Below are 20793 nucleotides of genomic sequence, written 5' to 3' on the forward strand. Positions count from 1 at the left end.
TCAGTATTAAGTTCTTCTCAGGAAACGGCGCGGCGGGGTGTGGATCACACCCCGCCGCGCCGGTCTCACCCCTGGTGAGCGCCTCACTCCTTGACGTCGTCGTCCACCCAGTCGAAGGTCTTGGTGACTGCCTTCTTCCAGTTGCGGTACAACCGGCCACGCTCCTCCTGCTCGCAGCTGGGCTCCCAGCGAGCATCCTCGGCCCAGTTGTCGATCACGTCCTGCTCACCGTCCCAGTAACCCACGGCGATGCCGGCGGCATAGGCCGCGCCCAGGGCCGTGGTCTCGGCCACCATCGGCCGCACCACCGAGACCCCCAGCTGGTCTGCCTGGAACTGCATCAGGGTCTGGTTGGCGGTCATGCCGCCGTCCACGCGCAGCTCGGCCAGCGTCACGCCCGAGTCAGCCTCCATGGCCTCCAGCACCTCGCGCGTCTGGTAGGCGGTGGCCTCCAGCACCGCGCGAGCGATGTGGCCCCGGTTGACGTAACGGGTCAGGCCGACGAGCGCGCCGCGGGCGTCGGAACGCCAGTAGGGCGCGAACAGGCCGCTGAAGGCCGGCACGAAGTAGGCGCCGCCGTTGTCGTCGACGGTGGCGGCCAGCTCCTCCACCTCGGGGGCGCTGTCGAACATCTTGAGGTTGTCACGCAGCCACTGCACCAAGGAGCCGGCCACCGCGATCGATCCCTCCAGTGCATAGACCGGCTTCTGGTCGCCGATCTTGTAGCACAGCGTGGTGAGCAGGCCATTCTTGCTGGGAACAGCCTCTTCGCCGGTGTTCATCAGCATGAAGCACCCGGTGCCGTAGGTGTTCTTGGCCATGCCCTTCTCGAAGCAGGCCTGGCCGAAGGTGGCGGCCTGCTGGTCGCCCAGGATGCCGGCGATCGGGATGTCGCGCAGGAAGCCGCCCTCGCGTCCCTTTCCGTAGACCTCGGCCGAGCTCTTGATCTCGGGCAGCATGCTCATCGGGATCGTCATGTCCTTGGCGATCTGCTCGTCCCACTGCAGGCTCTTGAGGTCCATCAACATGGTGCGCGAGGCATTGGTGACGTCGGTGACGTGGATCCCTCCCTCGACGCCGCCGGTCATGTTCCACAGCACCCAGGTGTCCATGGTGCCCATCAGCAACTTGCCGGCCTCGGCGTCCTCGCGAGCGCCCTCGACATTGTCCAGGATCCACTTGACCTTGGGGCCGCAGAAGTAGGTGGCCAGCGGCAGGCCCACCTTGTCCTTGTAGCGGTCGTTGTCACCCTGGGCGAGAGCGTCACAGATCTTCTGGGTGCGGGTGTCCTGCCAGACGATCGCGTTGTAGACCGGCTTGCCGGTCTCCTTGTTCCACACCACGGTGGTCTCGCGCTGGTTGGTGATGCCCACGGCCGCGATGTCATGGCGGTTCATGTTGCCCTTGCTCAGCGCCTCCGCGACGACCTCGCGGACATTGGCCCAGACCTCCTCGGCATCATGCTCGACCCAGCCCGCGCGGGGGAAGATCTGCTCGTGCTCCTTCTGGCCGACGCTGATGATCTTGCCGCCGTGGTCGAAGATGATCGCCCGGCTGCTGGTGGTTCCCTGGTCGATCGCCAGGATGTACTTGCTCTTCATGCTGCGCTCCACTCCGTCGTGAAATCTTGTTGGTTCTGCGGTCTCAGGTCTGGTCGGGTCACCAGAAGATCCGGTAGACGACGGCGGCCAGCAGGCCACCAATGGTCGGGCCGATCACGGGCACCCATGCATAACCCCAGTCTGACCCACCCTTGCCCTTGATCGGCAGGACGGCGTGCATCAGGCGTGGCCCCAGGTCACGGACGGGGTTGATGGCGTAACCGGTGGGGCCACCGAGCGAGGCGCCGATGCCGACGATCACGAGGGCCACCGCGAGCGGGCCGACGGTGACACCCTGGGTGTAACCGCTGATGAGCACCCAGAAGACCAGCACGAAGGTGGCGATGACCTCGGTGAGCGTGTTCCAGAAGGGATTGCGGATGGCGGGGCCGGTGGCGAAGGTCGCCAACTTGAGCTCGGGATCGACGTCGGTGTCGTAGTGGTCCTTGTAGGCCGCCCAGGCCAGACCCGCACCGAACATGGCACCCAGCAGCTGCGCCGCCAGGTAGACGCCGATGTTGACCGGCGTGGCGGCCACACCGGGCGCGAGGTCATTTCCCGCGGCCGCCAGGCCCAGGGTGACGGCCGGATTCAGGTGACCGCCGGTCTTGTAGGCGACGTAGACGCCCATGAAGACCGCCAGGCCCCAGCCGAAGTTGATGTGAAGGGTTCCGGAGTTCTGCCCCTTCGTCTTGCCCAGCAGGTTGTTCGCCACCACGCCGACACCCAGCAGGATGAGCGTCGCCGTACCGAAGAACTCCGACCCGAAGATGACAGGTAGGGCCACCTGTGCGGTTTCCAGAGGGATCACGTCCGTGCCTTTCATGTGCGCGCCCCCGGGCGCGGCGTCTGTGGTGGGCGCCGGCAGTGCGGCACACCCTGTGGTTCACGCCAGGCTGTCGCTCCTCGTCGAGCTCATGACCTCGTCGTCCGAGCGCCTCGCGCGGACCCAATCCACCACCAAACGCACATGTGCGCCAGTAGCATGAACACATGTGCACGACCGGAGCAGCGCGATGAACGAGCGGTCTGACCACCTGTACCTGGCGGCCTCCCTGTACTACGTGCAGGGCGAGACCATGGAGTCGATCGCCCGCCAGTTGAACGTCTCGCGCAGCAGCGTCTCGCGCCTGCTGAAGCAGGCAAGGGAAAGCGGCGTGGTGCAGATCACCCTCACCAACCCGGCCGGGCCGCGCACCTCACTGGGGGCACACCTGGGCCGGGCCTTCGGGGTGCGGGCCCACGTGGTGCCGGTACGCGAAGGGGCATCGGACGTGCACCGCCTGGAGCGAGTGGCGCGAGCCGCGGGCCAACTCATCAGTGAGTCGGTCCGCGACGACATGGTGATCGGCACCGCCTGGGGCACCACCCTGGGCAGTGTGGTGCAGTACCTGTCACCCCGGGAGGCCCGCAACACCACCGTGGTGCAGATGAATGGCGCGGCGAATCCCACCACCTCGGGGCTGCGCCACGTCGATGCCATCAACTCCCAGTTCGCCAGCGCCTTCTCCTCGACCGTGGTGCCCTTCCCGGTCCCGGCCTTCTTCGACTACGCCCAGACCAAGCGGGCGATGTGGCGCGAACGCAGCATCCAGTCGGTGCTGGCACTGCACGAACGCATCGACCTGGCCCTGTTCGGGGTGGGGGGACTCAGCGCCGAGGTGCCATCGCAGGTCTACGCCCAGGGCTATCTGGACGAGGCCGACTGGCAGCAGCTGCAGGAACACCGCGTGGTGGGCGACGTGAACACCGTCTTCCTGCGCGAGGACGGGAGCTGGCAGGACATTCCGCTCAACGATCGCGCCTCGGGCATGACCCCCGACCAGCTGCATCGCCTGCCACGCCGCATCTGCGTGGTGGCGGGCACCGCCAAGGCGCAAGCCCTCAGGGGTGCACTGCGGGCCCGGGTCGCCACCGACGTCGTGCTCGACGAGGCCTGCGCCCAGGCCCTGCTCAACACGCTGGAACCATCCCTGCGGCGCTGACCCCGCCCACCCCGTTGACCCTGCCTGCACCGCCGAGCCAACCTGTGCCGCCAAGCCATCCAGGGCAGTGCCGCACCCGCGGTCCTTGCTCTCAGCAGCACAGCCCGGCCAGCATGAGAGACTGGGATGCGGTGACGCACACCACACCGGCGCCACCGCCTCGTGCCCTTCCCATCGACGACAGTTCTGGAGCCCCTCTTCGTGACAAGTGCCGACGTGCTCAAGCAAGCGGACCGACGCCGCACCTTCGCGGTGATCAGCCACCCCGACGCCGGCAAGTCGACGCTCACCGAGGCACTCCTGCTGCACGCACGCGTGCTCAACGAGGCGGGCGCCACCCACGGCAAGGCCGGCCGCAAGGGCACCGTCAGCGACTGGATGGAGATGGAGCGCGACCGCGGCATCTCCATCAGCTCCTCGGCCATCCAGTTCGAGCACGACGGGCTGGTCTTCAACGTCGTCGACACCCCGGGTCACGCCGATTTCAGCGAGGACACCTACCGGGTGCTGACCGCCGTCGACAGCGTGATCATGCTGCTTGATGCCGCCAAGGGCATGGAGCCGCAGACCATGAAGCTCTTCGGGGTGTGCAAGCAGCGCCAGATCCCGATCATCACCGTCATCAACAAGTGGGACCGCCCCGGCCACGAAGCCCTCGAACTGCTCGACGAGATCCAGGACCGCACCGGCATGCGTCCCACGCCACTCACCTGGCCGGTGGGCATCGCCGGTGACTTCCACGGCGTGGTCGACCGCCGCACGGGCGAATACGTCGAGTACACCCGCACCCCCGGTGGCAGCACGCTGGCCATGGAGCGCCGGATGAGCGCCCAGGAGGCCGAGGCCACCGTTGGCGAACCGTGGACCACGGCGCTGGAGGAGTCGGAGCTGCTGGCCGCCGACGGCTTCGAACACAACCTGGACGACTACCTGGCCCAGCGCAGCAGCGTGGTGATCTTCGCCGCGGCCGTGCTCAACTTCGGCATCGGGCAGCTGCTGCAGGTGCTCTCCGAGCTGGCGCCGCCACCCAGCCCGCGCCCGGACGAGAATGGGGACCTTCGCCCGGTCGAGGCCCCCTTCAGCGCCCAGGTCTTCAAGGTGCAGGCCGGCATGGATCGCAACCACCGAGACCGGTTGGCCTTCGCCCGCATCTGTTCTGGGCTCTTCCATCGTGGCGACGTGGTCACCCGTGCCGCCACCGGCCGTCCGCTGGCCACCAAGTACGCCTCGAATGTCTTCGGCCGAGACCGTGAGACCGTCGAACAGGCCTGGCCCGGTGACATCATCGGCCTGGTCAATGCCGGCAGCGTCCGGGCAGGCGACACCCTGTACCTGGACGAACCGGTCACCTTCCCCGAGATCCCGTCCTTCCCGCCGGAACACTTCCAGCAGGCCAGCGCCAAGGATCCCTCGCGCCACAAGCAGTTCCAGCGTGGCATCGAGCAGCTCGACCAGGAGGGCGTCATCCAGGTGCTGCGCTCCGATCGTCGGCCCAGCCAGATGCCGATCCTGGCCGCCGTCGGTCCGATGCAGTTCGAGGTGGTGGCCCACCGCATGGAGCACGAGTTCAACTGCCCAATCCGGCTGGACCACCTGCCCTTCGGCCTGGCCATGCGTACCCAACGATCCGACATCGCCGCCATCGAACGTCGTCAGGGCGTCGAGGTGGCCGAACGCAGCGACGGGATGCTGCTCGCCCTGTTCTCCGACAAATGGCAGGCGCGCTGGGTTCGTCAGGAGAACCCCGACGTCCTGCTCGAACCACTGACCCACGATCCTGCCGATCTCACCGGCAACTGACCCTGCTCGAAAGGAGCACCCATGGCTCGCAATCGCTCGTCATCGCGCAACAAGAAGTCCCTCAGCCGCCCCGACAAGGGCGTGCTGCGGATCATGCCCCTCGGCGGCCTCGGTGAGGTCGGCCGCAACATGGCCGTGCTGGAGTTCGACGGCCGCCTGCTGGTCATCGACTGCGGCGTGCTCTTCCCCGATCCCGACCAGCCGGGCATCGACGTCATCCTGCCCGACTTCGCCCCGATCGCCGATCGCCTCGACCAGATCGACGGCATCGTGCTCACCCACGGCCACGAGGACCACATCGGCGGCGTTCCCTACCTGCTGAAGCTGCGCCCCGACATCCCGCTGGTGGGTTCGCAGCTCACCCTGGCGCTGATCACCGCCAAGCTGCAGGAGCACCGCATCAAGCCGGTCACCCAGCAGGTGAGCGAGGGCGACCGCATCAAGCTCGGCGGGTTCGACTGCGAGTTCGCCGCGGTGAACCACTCGATCCCCGACGGTCTGGCCGTCTTCGTTCGCACTCCCGGCGGCACGGTGCTGCACACCGGCGACTTCAAGATGGACCAGTTCCCCCTCGACGATCGCATCACCGACCTGCGTGCCTTCGCCCGCTTCGGCGAGGAGGGCGTCGACGTCTTCATGGTCGACTCGACCAATGCCGAGGTGCCCGGCTTCACCACCGGCGAGCAGGAGCTCGGCCCGGCCATCTCCGAGGTCATCCGCACCTCGCCGCGTCGGGTCATCGTCTCGAGCTTCGCCAGCCACGTGCACCGCATCCAGCAGGTGATCGACGCGGCCCACGAGCACGGCCGCAAGGTGGCCTTCGTCGGCCGTTCGATGGTGCGCAACATGGGCATCGCCCGAGACCTGGGCTACCTGCAGATCCCCGAGGGAACGCTGGTGGACCACCGCGACCTGATGAAGATGCCCGACAACAAAACGGTGCTGATCTGCACCGGATCGCAGGGTGAGCCGATGGCGGCCCTGGCCCGCATCGCCAAGAACGACCACCAGATCAAGGTGGGCCCCGGCGACACCGTGCTGCTGGCCAGCTCGCTGATCCCGGGCAACGAGAGCTCGATCTACAACATCATCAACCAGCTCTCGGAGCTGGGAACCAATGTGGTGCACAAGGGCAATGCCAAGGTCCACACCTCCGGCCACGCCAGCGCCGGTGAGCTCGCCTACTGCCACAACATCATCGAGCCCCGCAATGTGCTGCCGGTGCACGGTGAATGGCGTCACCTGGATGCCCAGGCCACCATCGCCAAGAAGACCGGCGTGCCGGCCGAGAACGTGCTGGTGGTGCGCGACGGCGCGGTGATCGACCTGGTCAAGGGCAAGATCCAGGTGGCCGGTCAGGTCTCCGCCCGGCTCGTCTTCGTCGAGGGTGGCCAGGTGGATGCCGTCAACGACGAGACGCTGGCCGAGCGCCGCGCGCTGGCCGAGGACGGCGTGGTGACCATCCTGCTGTTCATCGATCCCAAGACCGGCGACATCGTGGAGGACCCGGAGTACATCAGCAAGGGTGCCCTGCCGGGCGAGGACGAGTTCGAGGAGCTCACGCCCAAGATCCAGAAGGCGCTGCGCAGCGCCGTGCAGGCCGGCCGCAATGACCAGAATGAGCTGGAGATCGAGGTGGCACGCACCGTGACCAACTGGTTCCGTCGCGGCCGACGCACCAGCCCGGTGGTCATCCCGGTGGTCGTCGACGCCTGATCGTCGTCAGCAGGACGAAGCCGCCCGGCTCCGAGCATCGTGTGGGAGACCCCACGTGATGCCCAGGAGCCGGGCGGCTTTCGTCGGGCTGCTCAGGCCTTGAGTTCGGCCAACAACTGCGCCACCCGTGCGTCGAGTTCGTCGCGCAGCAGGTCCATGCGCTGGTCACCCTCGATGCCGCGCTGCGACGGCTCGTCGACGGCCCAGTGCTCGATGGTGCCCTTCATGCCCTTGACCGGCTCCACCGTCGCCTCGTCACCGATGACCACCACGCGGTTGACGCTGCGCAGCAGCTTGGGATCGATGGGCTTGGGCTCCTCGCCATCGAAACTTCCGCCCACTCGCTCGACGCTGGCGCGCGACTCCTCATTCAGTTTTCCGCCCGGCTGCGTGCCAGCGGAGTGCACGTGGACGTCACGACCGGCCCGCAGTCGCATCAGGGCAGCGGCCATCTGGCTCTTGCCCCCATTCTTCACACACACGAACAACACGCTGGGCTTCACAGTTTCTCCTCTGTGGGCAGGGTTTCCCTCTTGCAGTCTGCCCCATCGGGCCGTCCCGACACATCACCCACAAGGGCGATGACCTGTGCCAGTCCGGCTGGACGCGGGCTGTAGTGGGCCCACCGTCCCCGCTGCTCCCGTGTCACCAGGCCCGCCTCCACGAGCTTCTTGAGGTGATGAGAGAGCGTCGGCTGGCTGACACCGAAGACTTCCGGAAGATGACAGAAACACACGCTGTGGTCGCTGGAGGCGATGTGGTGGTAGATCCGCAGCCGCACCGGATCCGAGAGTGCCTTGAAGCTCGCTGCCCGCCGCTCTGCCTCCTCGGCCGTCATCAACAGGCGCGAGGGGCCGCAACAGGCGTCTGCGGTCTTGTGCTCCATGACGCAATTCTAGCCTCACATTGACAACCGTCGATTGGATCAGCACGATTTATGCATCGACATTCATCGATACAAGAACTTGGAGCCCCCTTGAAAGACACCACCGAGAACAACCGTGGCATCGCGGCGAAGATGTCCTTCCTCGACAGATACCTCGCCGTCTGGATCCTGATCGCCATGGTGATCGGCCTGACCCTCGGCCGGCTCATCCCCGGCCTGGGTGAGGGGCTGGCCGCCATCGAGGTCGACGGGGTCTCCCTGCCGATAGCGATCGGCCTGCTGGTGATGATGTACCCCGTTCTGGCCAAGGTGCGTTATGACCGGCTGGACACCGTCACGCACGATCGCCGGATGCTGGGCGCCAGCCTGGTGCTCAACTGGCTGGTGGGGCCCCTGTTGATGTTCACCTTGGCCTGGCTGCTGCTCCCCGACCTGCCCGAGTACCGCACCGGGCTGATCATCGTCGGCCTGGCCCGCTGCATCGCCATGGTCATCATCTGGAATGACCTGGCCTGTGGAGACCGGGAGGCTGCCGCGGTGCTGGTGGCCATCAACTCCATCTTCCAGGTGATTGCCTTCGCCGGTCTTGGCTGGTTCTACCTGTCCGTGCTGCCTGGCTGGCTGGGATTGCAGCAGACCGGTCTGGAAGTCTCTGCCTGGCAGATCGCCAAGAGTGTCCTGATCTTCCTGGGTATCCCACTGCTGGCGGGCTTCCTGACGCGGCACTTCGGCGAGAAGGCCTGGGGCAGACAGCGCTACGAGGAGTCCTTCCTGCCTCGGATCGGCCCTTGGGCGCTCTACGGCCTGCTGTTCACCATCGTCCTGCTCTTTGCCCTGCAAGGTGACCAGATCACCAACCGTCCGTTGGACGTCGCCCGCATCGCCCTGCCGTTGCTGGCCTACTTCGCCCTGATGTGGGGAGTCAGCTATCTGCTGGGTCGCGCACTCAACATGGGTTACGAGCGCACCACGACGTTGGCCTTCACCGCCGCCGGCAACAACTTCGAGTTGGCCATCGCCGTCGCGATCGGCACCTTCGGTGCCACCTCGGGGCAGGCTCTGGCCGGCGTCGTCGGCCCACTCATCGAGGTCCCCGTCCTGGTGGGTCTGGTCTACGTCAGCCTGTGGCTGCGCCGACGATTCCCCGCTCCTGTCGCGGCCTGAGCCAGCAACGGCACTCCACCCTCAATGGCCGCAGTTTCCACCGACATCGGTGAGAACTGCGGCCATTGTGCGTTGGTCCGCGCCCAGGCAACGTGGTGAGCACTGACAGAGCACGGGAATAGCGGACTCCTCCACGCCGTTGACTCGGCACACGATCGACCCACCGGACGTGCTGGGTAGAGTTCTATCCGCAGCACGCCACCGCGGTTCTGCCGCGTGAGAGGACACCATGACCACACCCGCACTGAATGTTGCCGGACTGATCTCGCTCGACGACATCACCCCCGACGAAGAGCCCGCCACCGCCACGACAGGGGCCGAGGAGCAGCCGGTGCGCGACGTGATCATCGTCGGTTCCGGCCCGGCCGGCTACACCGCCGCGATCTACACTTCCCGCGCCGAACTCAAGCCGCTGGTCATCGAGGGTGCCTTCAGCGCTGGCGGCGCACTGATGAACACCACCGAGGTGGAGAACTACCCCGGCTACACCGACGGCATCATGGGCCCCGACTTGATGAACAACATGCGCGCGCAGGCCGAGCGCTTCGGAGCAGAGTTCATCACCGACGATGCCGAGGAGCTCGACCTCACCGGCCCCATCAAGACCGTCACTGACTCCGCCGGCAATGTCTACCGAGCCAAGGCAGTCATCCTGGCCACCGGCTCTGGCTACAAGCGGCTGGGGCTGGCCGACGAGGACAAGTACTCCGGCCGCGGTGTGTCCTGGTGTGCCACCTGCGACGGCTTCTTCTTCAAGGACAAGCCGATCGTCGTGGTGGGTGGCGGCGATTCCGCCGTCGAGGAGGCCACCTTCCTGAGCCGCTTCGGCTCCAGCGTGACCATGGTGGTGCGTCGCGACGAGCTGCGCGCCAGCAAGATCATGGCCGCCCGCGCTCTCAATGACCCGAAGATCACCATCGAGTGGAATTCCAATGTGGTCGCGATGAGCGGAGACAAGGCGCTGGAGAGCGTCACCATCGAGAACAACCAGACCGGCGAGAAGAAGGAATTGCCGGTCAACGGCCTGTTCGTCGCCATTGGTCACGAGCCCCGCTCCGAGCTGGTCAAGGGCCAGGTGGAGCTGGACGCCGCCGGCTACGTGCTCACCGAGCCCGACGGCACCAAGACCAACCTGTCCGGCGTCTTCGCCTGTGGCGACCTGGTGGACCACACCTACCGCCAGGCGATCACCGCGGCGGGCTCCGGCTGCAAGGCCGCCCTGGATGCCGAGCGCTTCCTGGCCGACCTGGCCGACGAGAACGTCCAGGCCTGACCCAAACAACCACACACCCCGCCGCCCGAGCCTGTCGAGGGCACCAGAAGGAGAAGCATGAGCATTGTCAAGGAAGTCACCGACCAGACCTTCGCCACCGAGGTGGTCAACAACCCCAAGCCCGTCCTGGTGGACTACTGGGCCGACTGGTGCGCACCCTGCAAGCAGCTCTCGCCGATCATCGACGAGATCGCCGCGCAGCTCGGTGACAAGATGGCCTTCGTCAAGATGGACACCAACTCCAACACCCAGATCCCCACGGAGCAGGGCATCCTCTCGCTGCCCACCCTGCAGGTCTGGCAGGGCGGCCAGGTGGTGAAGTCCTTCCAGGGCGCCAAGAGCAAGGGGGCCCTGCTGAAGGCGCTCGACGAGTTCATCTGAGCCCCGGCCCCGCAACAATCCGGCTGGCTTTTCCCACAACCGTGGCCCCATCAGCGGGCCACGGTTGTCTGCTTCCACTAGGTTGGTGGCCATGAGTAGCAGCCCCGGTGAAGGTCGCGGCTCGTCGCCCGTGGGCGCCGACCTTTCCTACACGACGCAAGCCAGCACCGGCCCCGATGAGCTGGAGGCCGGTCCGGTCATCCGCGCCAGCCGCTTCCCGCGTTGGCTGTTGGTGCTTGCTGGCCTGCTGACCCTGGCGCTGGCCGTCGGTGGCGCCGGTTACGCGGCCTATCGGATGAACGCCGCCAAGCCGCAGGTGGTCATCACCGCCGAGCCCTCGCGCACCCCGTGGAAGATGGTCCCGCCGCTGTCGGTCGACGACTACTCACGCGATGCCAACAGCGCTGACACGCCCTCGGCCAACCCCACCACCAAGAAGTCGACCATCGCAGCAACCTATGCCCGCGGCGGCCAGAACACGGTGGTGCTGCTGATGAGCCGCCCCGAGACCGATCCCAAGGAGTTCATGACCGACATGGGCATGAATGCGGTGATCGCCACGGACAACGGCTATTGCGGCACCAGCATCGACACCAATCGCGACGCCTGCGCCATCGTGCGTGACCGGACCGCGATCATGATCGTGGACCTGGTGGGCCTGAACCGCACCGACCTGATGAAGCTGACCAATCGCTTCGCGGACACGATGGCGCCATGACCGGCCCCACCCGTCACCAGGTGCGTCTGCAGCGCACCAGCACCGGCAACTACCTGGCCACCAATGCGGCAGGCGTCGAGCTGCCCGTGGGGCTTGCCGAGGAGCACTTCTCACCCGTCGAGCTGTTGCTGGCGGCCATCGGGGCCTGCAGCGCGATCGACGTGGACGTGGTCACCTCTCGTCGTGGTGAACCCGAGGGCTTCGAGGTTGAGGTGGGCGGCGAGAAGTTCGTCGACGACGAGGGTGGCACCCGGCTGCGCGAGCTCGAGGTGGACTTCCGCGTCGTCTTCGGCGACGACGAGCGGGGCCGCCAGGCCGCCGGCCTGGTGGAGCGGCTGGTGCGACTGTCCCAGGAACGCGACTGCACGGTCTCCCGGACCGTGGAGCACGCCACGCCGGTCACGATGCGCGTCAGTGAACCCGGGTCTTGAGCTGATCCACAGATTTCTTCAGAAAAGTCGTCGAGAACCGCACATCTTGCGCCTGACGAGCTGAATCACATGGCTGCCATACAGCCTGACCAGCCCCGTGGTCCACCCGAGACGGCCGTTTCACCTGAGAGCGATTTTGAGAATTGCTCAGGAATGCCTAGGTTGGCACCCATGAACAAGACCTCCACCTTCGTTTCCCTGGTTGCCGCCACTGCGCTGAGCGCCGGCATCGGCATGAGTGCCGCCGCCCCCGCGCAGGCCGCTGGCAGCGTGTGGGACCGCGTCGCCCAGTGCGAGTCGACCGGCAACTGGTCGATCAACACCGGCAACGGCTACTACGGCGGCCTGCAGTTCAGCCGTTCCACCTGGCTGGCCTTCGGCGGCGGCAAGTACGCCCCCACCGCCAACAAGGCCACCAAGGCCCAGCAGATCGAGATCGCCAAGAAGACGCTGAAGGCCCAGGGCCCCGGCGCCTGGCCCGTCTGCTCCAAGCGCGCCGGTCTGACCCGCGCCAACGGCCTGGCCGCCAGCACCGGCGTCACCTCGAGCGTCAAGACCACCCCGGTCAAGAAGAAGGCCACCACCACGAAGAAGAAGGCCACCTCCGTGGCCCCCGTGAAGTCGGTCAAGGGCGCCAAGTACGTGACCGTCAAGAGCGGCGACACCCTGTCGAAGATCGCCAAGCGCAATGGCACCGGCTGGAAGGCCGTCTGGCAGCTCAACAAGTCGACCGTGAAGAACCCGAACATGATCAAGATCGGCCAGAAGATCCGCGTCGCCTGATCCTGTTCTCCTGATTCACCACGCACGATGCCCCGGTCTTGATGGCCGGGGCATCGTCGTCGTTGCTCCAGCTCAGCTTCCCTGACCGTCTCGGCCGGTTGGTTCCACCGGCGGCAACGGACGAGGCACCAGTCCCTCCAGCAGTGCCCGGGCCCGGCCCAGGCCCGGCCGCCAGCGCACCGTCGACTCCAGATCGAGCCGCATCCGGACCCGACCGTCGGCCCGCGCCTCGGGCACGACGGTGAACCCTGCCGCCGCCAACCAGGCGCTGGGGGGCTCCAGGCAGGTGCCTGACTCTCGACGTGCCGCTGCCTCGACGGTGGCCACTTGCCCCGAGAGCTGACGTGCCAAGGCCTGCACCAGCACCTTGACTCGGGGATCCTCCGCCGTCGGCCGCGGATCCGACGCCGGTGTGGTCACCAGCGCCAGCAGGTAGGCCGCTTCCGGCGTCTTCGACCAGTTCACCAACGGGTGGCCCGTGGGCAGCTGCAGCCCCGGGCAGATCATCATCTGGGCGCACGGCTGCGCCTGGTCGTCCAGCAGCGCTGCTCCGCACAACCCCCACTGGTCCATCGCGGCACGCGCCCAGCTGGCAGACGGGTCCTGCAGGAGGCCGTCCAGGTTCCCGTGGCCCTGACAGGTTGGCAGCAGACGGGGTAGGTCCCCGGGAACCACCAGGTGCACACGTGGGTTGCGTCGCATTGGCTGCCCTCCCTACTGTCGCCGTCTCCAATCGTAGGCGTCGGCGCAGGTGCAAGGCGTGGTCGCGACCCACTCACCGGAGGGTGCGTGGCAGAGTAGAGGGGTGAGCCTGCCTGAACCTGAACGTCGAGACACCCGGCTGGACCGTTACTACTCCAGCTATTCCCAGCGCACCCACGGCATGCGTGCCTCCGCGGTGCGAGCGCTCTTCGCGGTGGCGAACAGGCCCGAAGTGGTCTCCTTGGCCGGTGGCATGCCCAACATCGCAGACCTGCCCCTCGATGCCGTGGGCAGCACCCTGTCAGATCTGGTGCAGCAACGTGGCCAGCAGGCGATGCAGTACGGCTCCGGGCAGGGGGAGCCCTTCATCCGCGAGCAGATCTGTGAGGTGATGGCGCTGGAGGGCATCCAGGCCCATCCCGACGACGTCACCATCACCTGCGGTTCGCAGCAGGGCCTGGACCTGGTGACACGTATCTTCTGCGACCCGGGTGACGTGGTCCTGGCCGAGGCCCCCAGCTATGTGGGCGCGCTGGGCACCTTCGGCAGCTACCAGTGCGAGGTGGTGCACGTCGCCATGGACGAGCACGGCCTGCAGCCCGAGGCCCTGCGCACAGCGGCGCAGGCATGTGCCGAGGCCGGCAAGCGCCCCAAGTTCCTCTACACGATCCCCAACTTCAACAACCCCTCGGGCATCACCCAGACCCTGGAACGGCGCCAGCAGATCGTCGAGGTCTGCCGAGAGCTGGACATTCTCGTCGTGGAGGACAATCCCTACGGGCTGCTCACGCTGGACACCGAACCGATCCCGGCGATCCGCTCCCTGGACGAGGAGCAGGTCATCTACCTGGGATCCTTCTCCAAGACCTTCGCACCCGGCTTCCGCGTGGGCTGGGTCCTTGCCCCGCACGCCGTGCGCGAGAAGCTCGTGCTGGCCCAGGAGTCCGCCACGCTGTGCCCGCCGGTCTTCAGCCAGTACGCCATCAGCAGCTACCTGGCCAACCACGACTGGAAGGGCCAGATCACCACCTTCAAGGACATGTACCGGGCCCGGCGCGACGCGATGCTGGAGGCCCTGCGCGAGTACATGCCCCCGGGCACCACCTGGACCGAGCCCCAAGGAGGCTTCTTCGTCTGGGTCACGCTTCCCGAAGGACTCGATTCCCAGGCGATGCTGCCGCGCGCCGTCACGGCCCGTGTCGCCTACACCCCCGGCACCGCCTTCTATGCCGACGGGCTGGGCAGCCGCAACATCAGGCTCAGTTACTGCTTCCCGCCGCCCGACCGCATCCGCGAGGGCGTGCGCCGGTTGGCCGACGTGGTCAATCGTGAGTTCGAACTGCACCAGACCTTTGGTCTGGGCTCCTCTCCCATGCACGTCAGCCGCAACCTGGGCCCCGGTCCGGAAACCCTCTGAGTCCCAGAACACCCTGAGCGAAAGGTCACCCCCCACCATGAGCGAAGCTCCCGTCCAGGCATCCAACAAGGCCACCGTCGTCGTCCTGGCCGGTGGACTGTCGCATGAACGCGATGTCTCCCTGCGCTCCGGCCGTCGCGTGGCCCAGGCGCTGCGAGGTGCCGGACACACCGTGGTCGAGGCCGACGTGAACTCCGACCTGGTGGGCCTGTTGAGCGGCATCGACAATCCCGTGGTGGTCCCGATGCTGCACGGCGGCCTGGGGGAGGACGGCGCACTGCTGGAGGTGCTCGAATTGCTCGGGGTGCCCGCCGTCGGCTCTTCCGGTTCGGTCTGCCGGGTCACCTTCGACAAGTCGGTGGCCGGCACCATCGTCTCCCGCGCAGGCTTCAACGTCCCCGAACAGGTGGCGCTGCCCCATGACATCTTCCGTGAGCTGGGTGCCGACCGCCTCGTGGAGGCGCTGGGCGCCAAGCTCGGCTTCCCCTTGATCGTGAAGCCCGCGCAGAGTGGGTCGGCACTGGGAACCACCAAGGTCAACTCGATGGACGAACTGCGGCAGGCGATGGTGGCCGCCTATGCCTACGGCCCCGTCGCAATCATCGAGGAATTCATCCACGGAACCGAGGTTGCCGTCACCGCCATCGTCCATGACGACGACGTGAGGGTGCTGCCTGCCGTCGAGATCCGTCCCGAATCGGGGATCTATGACTACGCCGCGCGTTACACGGCGGGTTTCACCCGATTCCTGGTGCCTGCCGAGCTGTCCGAGGAAGCCGCCCGGAATGCAGATGATCTTGCTCGCGGAGCCGTCAAGGCCCTGCACCTGCAGGCCGTCGTGCGCGTGGACATGATCGTCGACGACGAGGGCCGCGCTTGGTTCCTTGAGGGCAACAGTGCTCCTGGCATGACCGAGACCTCGATCGCTCCCCTCGCCATGAGGGCCGCAGGACTTGATCTTGGTAGCGTCTATGGCCCCTTGGTCGAGCAGGTGACACAGGCATGACGCGGCGCCTGAAACAGCTGCTGGTGGCGGTGATTGGTGGGGCCCTGAGCCTGTTCATGATCTTCCTGGGGCTGTGGCAGGCGGAGGTCTTCCAGTCCCAGGCACAGGGCAGCGCCGAACAGCGAGCGGCAGGAGCGCCCCGTGACCTGGAGCCGGCCCTCGACGAGCAGGACGAGGCCGTCGGAGACCTGTACGGGCGTCGCGTGACGGCCAAGGGCAGTTATCTTCCCAACATGCAGGTGTTGGTGGGCACCGAGTATCCGCTGCAGGTCGTCAACGCCTTCCGCACCGTTGGCGGGCGCAGCCTGACCGTCGTGCGCGGCACCGTCTCCAAGGGGCAGGAGATTCCCGCGCCTCCGAAGGGTCAGACCAGCGTCCAGGGCGTCATCCTTCCCTCGCAGGCCAAGCCCGAGGTTCCCACCGCCGCCGATGTGCCTGCCGGGACGCAGGGGACGGTTCGGTTGGAGCAGCTGGCGCAACGCTGGCCGGCACCCATGGTGCAGGGCTTCGTGACACTGGAGGCGCAGGCCAGTCAGCAGCAGGGCCTGGGACCCAAGAAGCCGGAGATCCCCGACGTGGGGGGCGGCAAGGAACGAAACCGCGGCTATGCCCTGCAGTGGTGGGCCTTTGCGATCTTCGGTGTGGCAGCCACTTGGGTGGGCGTGCGATCCATCAAGGAATGACCGAGCCCCAGGAACCCGAGCGCCAGCAGGTGAGCGGCTGGGTAGGCTGGCACCGTGACTGACTTCCATGACGATGACCTCGACGAGCTGACCCAGGACGACGTCCAGGGCTTGCGTGGTGCGCTTGCTCGGTATCGCTTGTTCGCCTACGCCACGGGCATTCTTCTGGTCCTGCTGGTCTGTGTCGGCATGCCCCTGAAGTACATCTGGGGCAATGACCAGGTTGTGACCCTCACCGGCATTCCCCACGGCTGGCTCTACATGGGGCTGCTCATCACGGCCTATGACCTGGGTCGCCGTGCCCGTTGGTCGTGGAAGCGTCTGTTGATGATCGCTCTGGCCGGCACCGTGCCCTTCCTGTCCTTCGTGGCCGAGCATTCGGCCCGCAAGGACGTACTGGAGACCTTGCGGATCTGGCAGGAGGCCGTGGATCGCCAGCTCGCCGGCTGACCCAAGGAAAGTGATTTTGGGGCTTTGTCGTTTTGTCGACAAAGCCCCAAATCTATTTACTGGCCGTTGACGATGTTCAGGATGCGTTCCAGATCGTCTTCACTGGCGAATTCGATCGTGATCTTGCCGCGATTGCGGCCGATGTCCACCTTCACTCGCGTGTCGAAGTGGTCCGAGAGCGTCGACGACAGCTCCATGGCTCGGGGAGAGGGCTCCTTGGGAGTCCGAGCACGGCGACTCTTGGGAGATCCGCCGTCCTGCATCGCGACGATCTCCTCGGTGGCACGCACGGACAAGCCCTCGGCCACGATGCGCTGTGCCAACTGCTCCTGTGCCACCGGATCTTCGATCATGAGCAAGGCACGAGCGTGCCCGGCAGAGAGCACGCCCGCAGCGACACGTCGTTGCACCGGCGCAGGCAGACGCAGCAGCCTGATGGTGTTGGAAATCTGCGGACGTGAGCGCTTGATCTTCACGGCCAGCTCTTCCTGGGTGCAGCCGAAGTCACTCAGCATCTGCTGATAGGCAGCGGCTTCTTCCAGGGGATTCAACTGGGCACGGTGAAGATTTTCCAGGAGGGCATCGCGAAGCAGGTCGCCATCCTCGGTTCCGCGTACGATCGCCGGCACCGTCTCCAAACCAGCCTGGGTGGTGGCCCGCCAACGACGTTCACCCATGATCAACTGGTATTGATCTTGGTCTGTCTGGCGTACGACGATCGGCTGGAGGACGCCGACCTCCTTGATCGACTCCACCAACTCGTTGAGCGCATCCTCGTCGAAAACCGTGCGGGGCTGCTTCGGGTTCGGATGAATCTGGTCAACCGGGATCAGCTGGAAGTACGAACCGTCCTCGAGGGGTGCAGAGGGTCCAGCGTGGTCGACTTCCGGGGGAAGCACCCTCGACTGATCATCATCATTGACGTCCGTCCGCTGGAAGAGTTCTCCCAGGCCGCGGCCGAGTCCTGACTGGTGTTTCGCTGGCATCAACGAGCCTTTCCACGATTGGCGATCTCGTTGGCCGCGCGCCAGTAGGCCTTGGCGCCGGCGGACGAGGGATCGAACTGGAGGAGGGTCTGCCCATAGCTGGGCGCCTCTGCAATCCGCACTGAGCGGGGAATCTGTGCGTCCAAGGTCTGTTCGCCAAAGTGCTTGCGCACCTCGCGAGCCACCTGGGCGGAGAGCTTGGTACGTGCATCGAACATGGTCAACAGCACCGTGGAAAGATCAAGATCAGGATTCAGTTCACGCTGGACCACCTGGATCGTGTTCATCAACTGCGAGACGCCCTCGAGTGCGTAGTACTCACACTGGATTGGGATGATCACCTCACCGGCCGCCACCAAGGCGTTCAACGTGAGCAATCCGAGCGACGGTGGGCAGTCGAAGAGGATGTAGTCGACCTCGTGGTCCTTGAGGTAGCTCCGAATCGCGCGGGCCAGCCGCTGCTCCCGGCCCACCATGTGCACCAGTTGGATCTCAGCGCCCGCCAGGTCGACCGTCGCCGGAATGACCTGCAGGTTGTCCGCTTCAGGAGAGTCCACGACGAGCTCAGCCAAGGGCACTCCGTCGAGTAGGCCTTCGTAGGTTCCTGGTGTGCCCGGATCATGTGGGATGCCGAGTGCTGTCGAGGCGTTGCCCTGTGGATCCAAGTCCAGCACCAGCACCTTGAGCCCACCCTCCGCCAAGGAAGCCGCCAGGTTGACGGTGGTCGTGGTCTTCCCGACGCCACCCTTCTGGTTGACCACGCACATCACCCGCGGATTCGCCGGCTTGGGGAAGTCCGTCTTCACATCCCTCGGGATGATGCGGGGAGTGCCAGGGACGCGCTGCGTGGGGGTGCTTGCGGTGCTGGTCACAAGTAGGTTCGCCCTTCATCCTGGTGATGCTCAATGTTTCACGTGGAACGTCACGCGCCGCATCGTCATCGATCTAACAATGCATCACGAGTCTACAAGAGAACCGCCGGATGTCCGTGAGGATGCGGCCGCGTGGATGCGTTACTTCTTCACTTACATCGAAGACGTGCCGCGTCGAGAACTACCTGGTCTTGGTACGTCAACGCTCGATTCAGTCTTGACAAGGTTTCACGTGAAACGGGTTTCGACATCATCCCGCCGGTGTGGTCACCGCTGACGCTGGATCACCAAGGCTTGCGTGACTTCCGCCTCAGGATGAGCCCGCACCTGGAAGACCTGAGCGTCCAGCCTGCTTGCCTCCAGTCTCCTGGAAGCGTCAGCGATCTCTTGGTGAACGCTGTCACCCTTGAGCGCAACGAGTCGACCATCAGGATAGAAGAGGGGAGTGCACCAGCCGAGCAACTTGTTCACGTTCGCGACGGCCCGACAGGTCACTACGTCGAAGGTCTCATCACAATCCTCTGCTCGGCCGCGCACGACGTCGATGCGATCTTCGAGACCCAGGTCCTGTACCGTCTCGCCCAAGAAGTTGAACCTGCGAAGCAGGGGTTCCAACAGCGTCATCTGCAGATCGGGGCGTAGCACCGCCAGTGGAATACCCGGCAAGCCGGCTCCACTGCCCACATCAACGACAGTGCTGCCCTGGGGGATCAGGTCAGCCAAGGCGGCACTGTTCAGGACATGTCGCTCCCACAGTCGATCCTTCTCGCGCGGCCCCATGAGCCCCCAGTCAATCGCCTTCGTCCCTAGAATATCGACATATCGATTAATGGTTTCATAGGCATTACCGTACACGGACCGTGCCTGTTCCATGGGTTCCACTGGTGACTCCTTGAACGGTGGGGTTCCAGCCTAGTCGCTCCGGGCAGCCTCCCGTTCCACGTGAAACCTGACACATCTCGAGTTCCGATGTTGACCAAGTGGGTTCACGAATGAACAGTCCCAGACCGGGGCAAACAGTAGCTCGGATCAGGGGATTGGTATCGCCTTGGTGTCACGCATCGGATCCCCTCACCCATCACGCGTGCGAACTTGACGTTGGTTTCGAGACCATCAGAGTGCCAACCAAGACCTGCACCTCGCTCACGCCGCCCTGGCGTTCGACCTCCAGCAACGTCCGTCTCTGCGTATTGCGCCCTTGGCAGCGCCGAGTTCGAGAGATTCCTCGGAATCCACGATGTCATCGGGTCGCGTCCTAGGTCATCTGGTCACGTCCTAGCCACATTGAGCCCACCCACGCTCGGTTATCGAAAGACTGCGGGAGACACCCAAGGAAGCCGGGCACTTGAATCGACTCCCCAGCCTCCGCAAGTCCCCCACGGCGAGCTGCTGTGGCTGCTGCGTCAAACCCCAGCCAGTGCTGTGAGGATTAAGACATTTACCCCTAGGCCGGGTGCGGCGAGGTGGATCCCATAGGCATCGTTCCGCCTTTACAAGAACTGCCTTCCCCAGTTCCACGTGAAACGCCGACCTCCCGATTGCGCCGCAGTGCCTGACAACGGTCGCGAAAGCCGATTTCCAAGCCCTCTCTCGACTTCCGTGTTCCTCATTGGACGGTTCCAGCTGAGCCGAAGCACGATCGCAGGTACTCGGCCCGGCGTTCAGTCCATATCCAATGGCGTGATGTTTGCCTGCGTCGGGGACGATGTGCTCGTCTGGTGCCCTCATCAGCGGTAGAAGGGCGAGCCAGCCAGTCACTCCTGGAGCTTGCACTGCTCATGGCCCCGTCGCGCCTGACCCCTCCTGATCCACCCTGACCCCTCCTGACCCCCATTCATTCGCTCGAGTTTCATTTCTTTGTCGATATATAGTCTTCTCTCTTTATTTCTCTAATTCTCAATTCTCGACGGGTCGATGAGCCGATTTCTCCCTGACAGGA

The 20793-nt window shown here is 65.4% G+C and carries 20 protein-coding genes and 1 pseudogene; 13 read left to right on the top strand and 8 right to left on the bottom strand.

All coding sequences use genetic code 11. From position 1 onward, the window contains the following. Positions 1–83: 83 nt before the first annotated feature. Both glpK and ACOAMO_RS04140 read right to left on the bottom strand, forming a co-directional pair. The gene (glpK, locus tag ACOAMO_RS04135) at positions 84–1601 is read right to left on the bottom strand and encodes a glycerol kinase GlpK (RefSeq protein WP_420176327.1); all 1518 of its coding nucleotides are present in this window, start codon (positions 1599–1601) and stop codon (positions 84–86) included. Between the two features lie 58 nt (positions 1602–1659). Beyond that, positions 1660–2409: an MIP/aquaporin family protein gene (locus ACOAMO_RS04140; protein WP_420176963.1), complete on the bottom strand. Its 750-nt coding sequence runs from the start codon at positions 2407–2409 to the stop codon at positions 1660–1662. Between the two features lie 208 nt (positions 2410–2617). Between ACOAMO_RS04140 and ACOAMO_RS04145 the strand changes: the two genes are divergently transcribed. From ACOAMO_RS04145 to ACOAMO_RS04155, 3 genes are all read left to right on the top strand, one after another. Continuing rightward, a complete protein-coding gene (locus tag ACOAMO_RS04145; protein ID WP_420176328.1) occupies positions 2618–3586 on the top strand; it encodes a sugar-binding transcriptional regulator in 969 nt (322 codons plus the stop codon). Between the two features lie 201 nt (positions 3587–3787). Further along, complete coding sequence (locus ACOAMO_RS04150) at positions 3788–5386, top strand: peptide chain release factor 3 (protein ID WP_420176329.1); 1599 nt, start codon at positions 3788–3790, stop codon at positions 5384–5386. Positions 5387–5407: 21 nt separating this feature from the next. Beyond that, the gene (locus tag ACOAMO_RS04155) at positions 5408–7102 is read left to right on the top strand and encodes a ribonuclease J (RefSeq protein WP_420176330.1); all 1695 of its coding nucleotides are present in this window, start codon (positions 5408–5410) and stop codon (positions 7100–7102) included. A gap of 92 nt (positions 7103–7194) precedes the next feature. Here ACOAMO_RS04155 and ACOAMO_RS04160 read toward each other — a convergent pair whose 3' ends face one another. Together ACOAMO_RS04160 and ACOAMO_RS04165 are read right to left on the bottom strand one after the other, a co-directional pair. Continuing rightward, on the bottom strand, positions 7195–7605 hold the full coding sequence (locus tag ACOAMO_RS04160) for a low molecular weight phosphatase family protein (protein WP_420176331.1): 411 nt from the start codon (positions 7603–7605) through the stop codon (positions 7195–7197). Next, positions 7602–7988: an ArsR/SmtB family transcription factor gene (locus ACOAMO_RS04165; protein ID WP_420176332.1), complete on the bottom strand. Its 387-nt coding sequence runs from the start codon at positions 7986–7988 to the stop codon at positions 7602–7604. The genes ACOAMO_RS04160 and ACOAMO_RS04165 overlap by 4 nt, the downstream gene beginning before the upstream one ends. Before the next feature lie 132 nt (positions 7989–8120). Between ACOAMO_RS04165 and arsB the strand changes: the two genes are divergently transcribed. The 6 genes from arsB to ACOAMO_RS04195 all read left to right on the top strand — a co-directional run bounded on the left by arsB (position 8121) and on the right by ACOAMO_RS04195 (position 12738). Beyond that, on the top strand, positions 8121–9152 hold the full coding sequence (gene arsB, locus ACOAMO_RS04170) for an ACR3 family arsenite efflux transporter (RefSeq protein ID WP_420176964.1): 1032 nt from the start codon (positions 8121–8123) through the stop codon (positions 9150–9152). A 229-nt stretch (positions 9153–9381) separates the two neighbouring features. Then, on the top strand, positions 9382–10425 hold the full coding sequence (gene trxB / locus ACOAMO_RS04175) for a thioredoxin-disulfide reductase (RefSeq protein WP_420176333.1): 1044 nt from the start codon (positions 9382–9384) through the stop codon (positions 10423–10425). 57 nt (positions 10426–10482) lie between these two features. Continuing rightward, positions 10483–10806, top strand: a complete 324-nt coding sequence (gene trxA / locus ACOAMO_RS04180; protein WP_420176334.1) for a thioredoxin — start codon at positions 10483–10485, stop codon at positions 10804–10806. Between the two features lie 91 nt (positions 10807–10897). Further along, the gene (locus ACOAMO_RS04185) at positions 10898–11524 is read left to right on the top strand and encodes a hypothetical protein (protein WP_420176335.1); all 627 of its coding nucleotides are present in this window, start codon (positions 10898–10900) and stop codon (positions 11522–11524) included. Next, positions 11521–11955 (top strand): OsmC family protein, encoded by a 435-nt coding sequence (locus ACOAMO_RS04190; RefSeq protein WP_420176336.1) that lies wholly within the window; start codon positions 11521–11523, stop codon positions 11953–11955. Before ACOAMO_RS04185 ends, ACOAMO_RS04190 begins: the two co-directional genes overlap by 4 nt. A gap of 171 nt (positions 11956–12126) precedes the next feature. After that, positions 12127–12738: a transglycosylase family protein gene (locus ACOAMO_RS04195; protein ID WP_420176337.1), complete on the top strand. Its 612-nt coding sequence runs from the start codon at positions 12127–12129 to the stop codon at positions 12736–12738. Between the two features lie 72 nt (positions 12739–12810). On the opposite strand, the gene ACOAMO_RS04200 is transcribed toward ACOAMO_RS04195, so the two are convergent. Then, entirely contained in the window at positions 12811–13440 is a 630-nt protein-coding gene (locus ACOAMO_RS04200) for a hypothetical protein (RefSeq protein ID WP_420176338.1), read from the bottom strand. 103 nt (positions 13441–13543) lie between these two features. On the opposite strand from ACOAMO_RS04200, the gene ACOAMO_RS04205 reads away from it, so the two are divergent. From ACOAMO_RS04205 to ACOAMO_RS04220, 4 genes and pseudogenes are all read left to right on the top strand, one after another. Next, positions 13544–14857 carry a PLP-dependent aminotransferase family protein gene (locus ACOAMO_RS04205; RefSeq protein ID WP_420176339.1) on the top strand — a complete coding sequence of 438 codons (1314 nt, stop codon included), beginning with the start codon at positions 13544–13546 and terminating at the stop codon, positions 14855–14857. Between the two features lie 37 nt (positions 14858–14894). Next, positions 14895–15863, top strand: a complete 969-nt coding sequence (locus tag ACOAMO_RS04210) for a D-alanine--D-alanine ligase family protein (RefSeq protein ID WP_420176340.1) — start codon at positions 14895–14897, stop codon at positions 15861–15863. Continuing rightward, complete coding sequence (locus ACOAMO_RS04215) at positions 15860–16546, top strand: SURF1 family protein (RefSeq protein ID WP_420176341.1); 687 nt, start codon at positions 15860–15862, stop codon at positions 16544–16546. Before ACOAMO_RS04210 ends, ACOAMO_RS04215 begins: the two co-directional genes overlap by 4 nt. A gap of 96 nt (positions 16547–16642) precedes the next feature. Continuing rightward, positions 16643–16996: pseudogene (locus tag ACOAMO_RS04220) on the top strand (DUF3817 domain-containing protein); the annotation flags it as partial. A gap of 56 nt (positions 16997–17052) precedes the next feature. On the opposite strand, the gene ACOAMO_RS04225 reads toward ACOAMO_RS04220, so the two are convergent. The 3 genes from ACOAMO_RS04225 to rsmG all read right to left on the bottom strand — a co-directional run bounded on the left by ACOAMO_RS04225 (position 17053) and on the right by rsmG (position 19727). After that, the gene (locus ACOAMO_RS04225) at positions 17053–17982 is read right to left on the bottom strand and encodes a ParB/RepB/Spo0J family partition protein (protein ID WP_420176342.1); all 930 of its coding nucleotides are present in this window, start codon (positions 17980–17982) and stop codon (positions 17053–17055) included. Then, the gene (locus ACOAMO_RS04230; protein ID WP_420176965.1) at positions 17982–18749 is read right to left on the bottom strand and encodes a ParA family protein; all 768 of its coding nucleotides are present in this window, start codon (positions 18747–18749) and stop codon (positions 17982–17984) included. Before ACOAMO_RS04230 ends, ACOAMO_RS04225 begins: the two co-directional genes overlap by 1 nt. A gap of 372 nt (positions 18750–19121) precedes the next feature. Beyond that, the gene (gene rsmG, locus ACOAMO_RS04235; RefSeq protein WP_420176966.1) at positions 19122–19727 is read right to left on the bottom strand and encodes a 16S rRNA (guanine(527)-N(7))-methyltransferase RsmG; all 606 of its coding nucleotides are present in this window, start codon (positions 19725–19727) and stop codon (positions 19122–19124) included. Between the last annotated feature and the right edge of the window lie 1066 nt (positions 19728–20793).

It is taken from the genome of Luteococcus struthionis (assembly GCF_048595755.1).
In the GTDB taxonomy this organism is placed as follows: domain Bacteria; phylum Actinomycetota; class Actinomycetes; order Propionibacteriales; family Propionibacteriaceae; genus Luteococcus.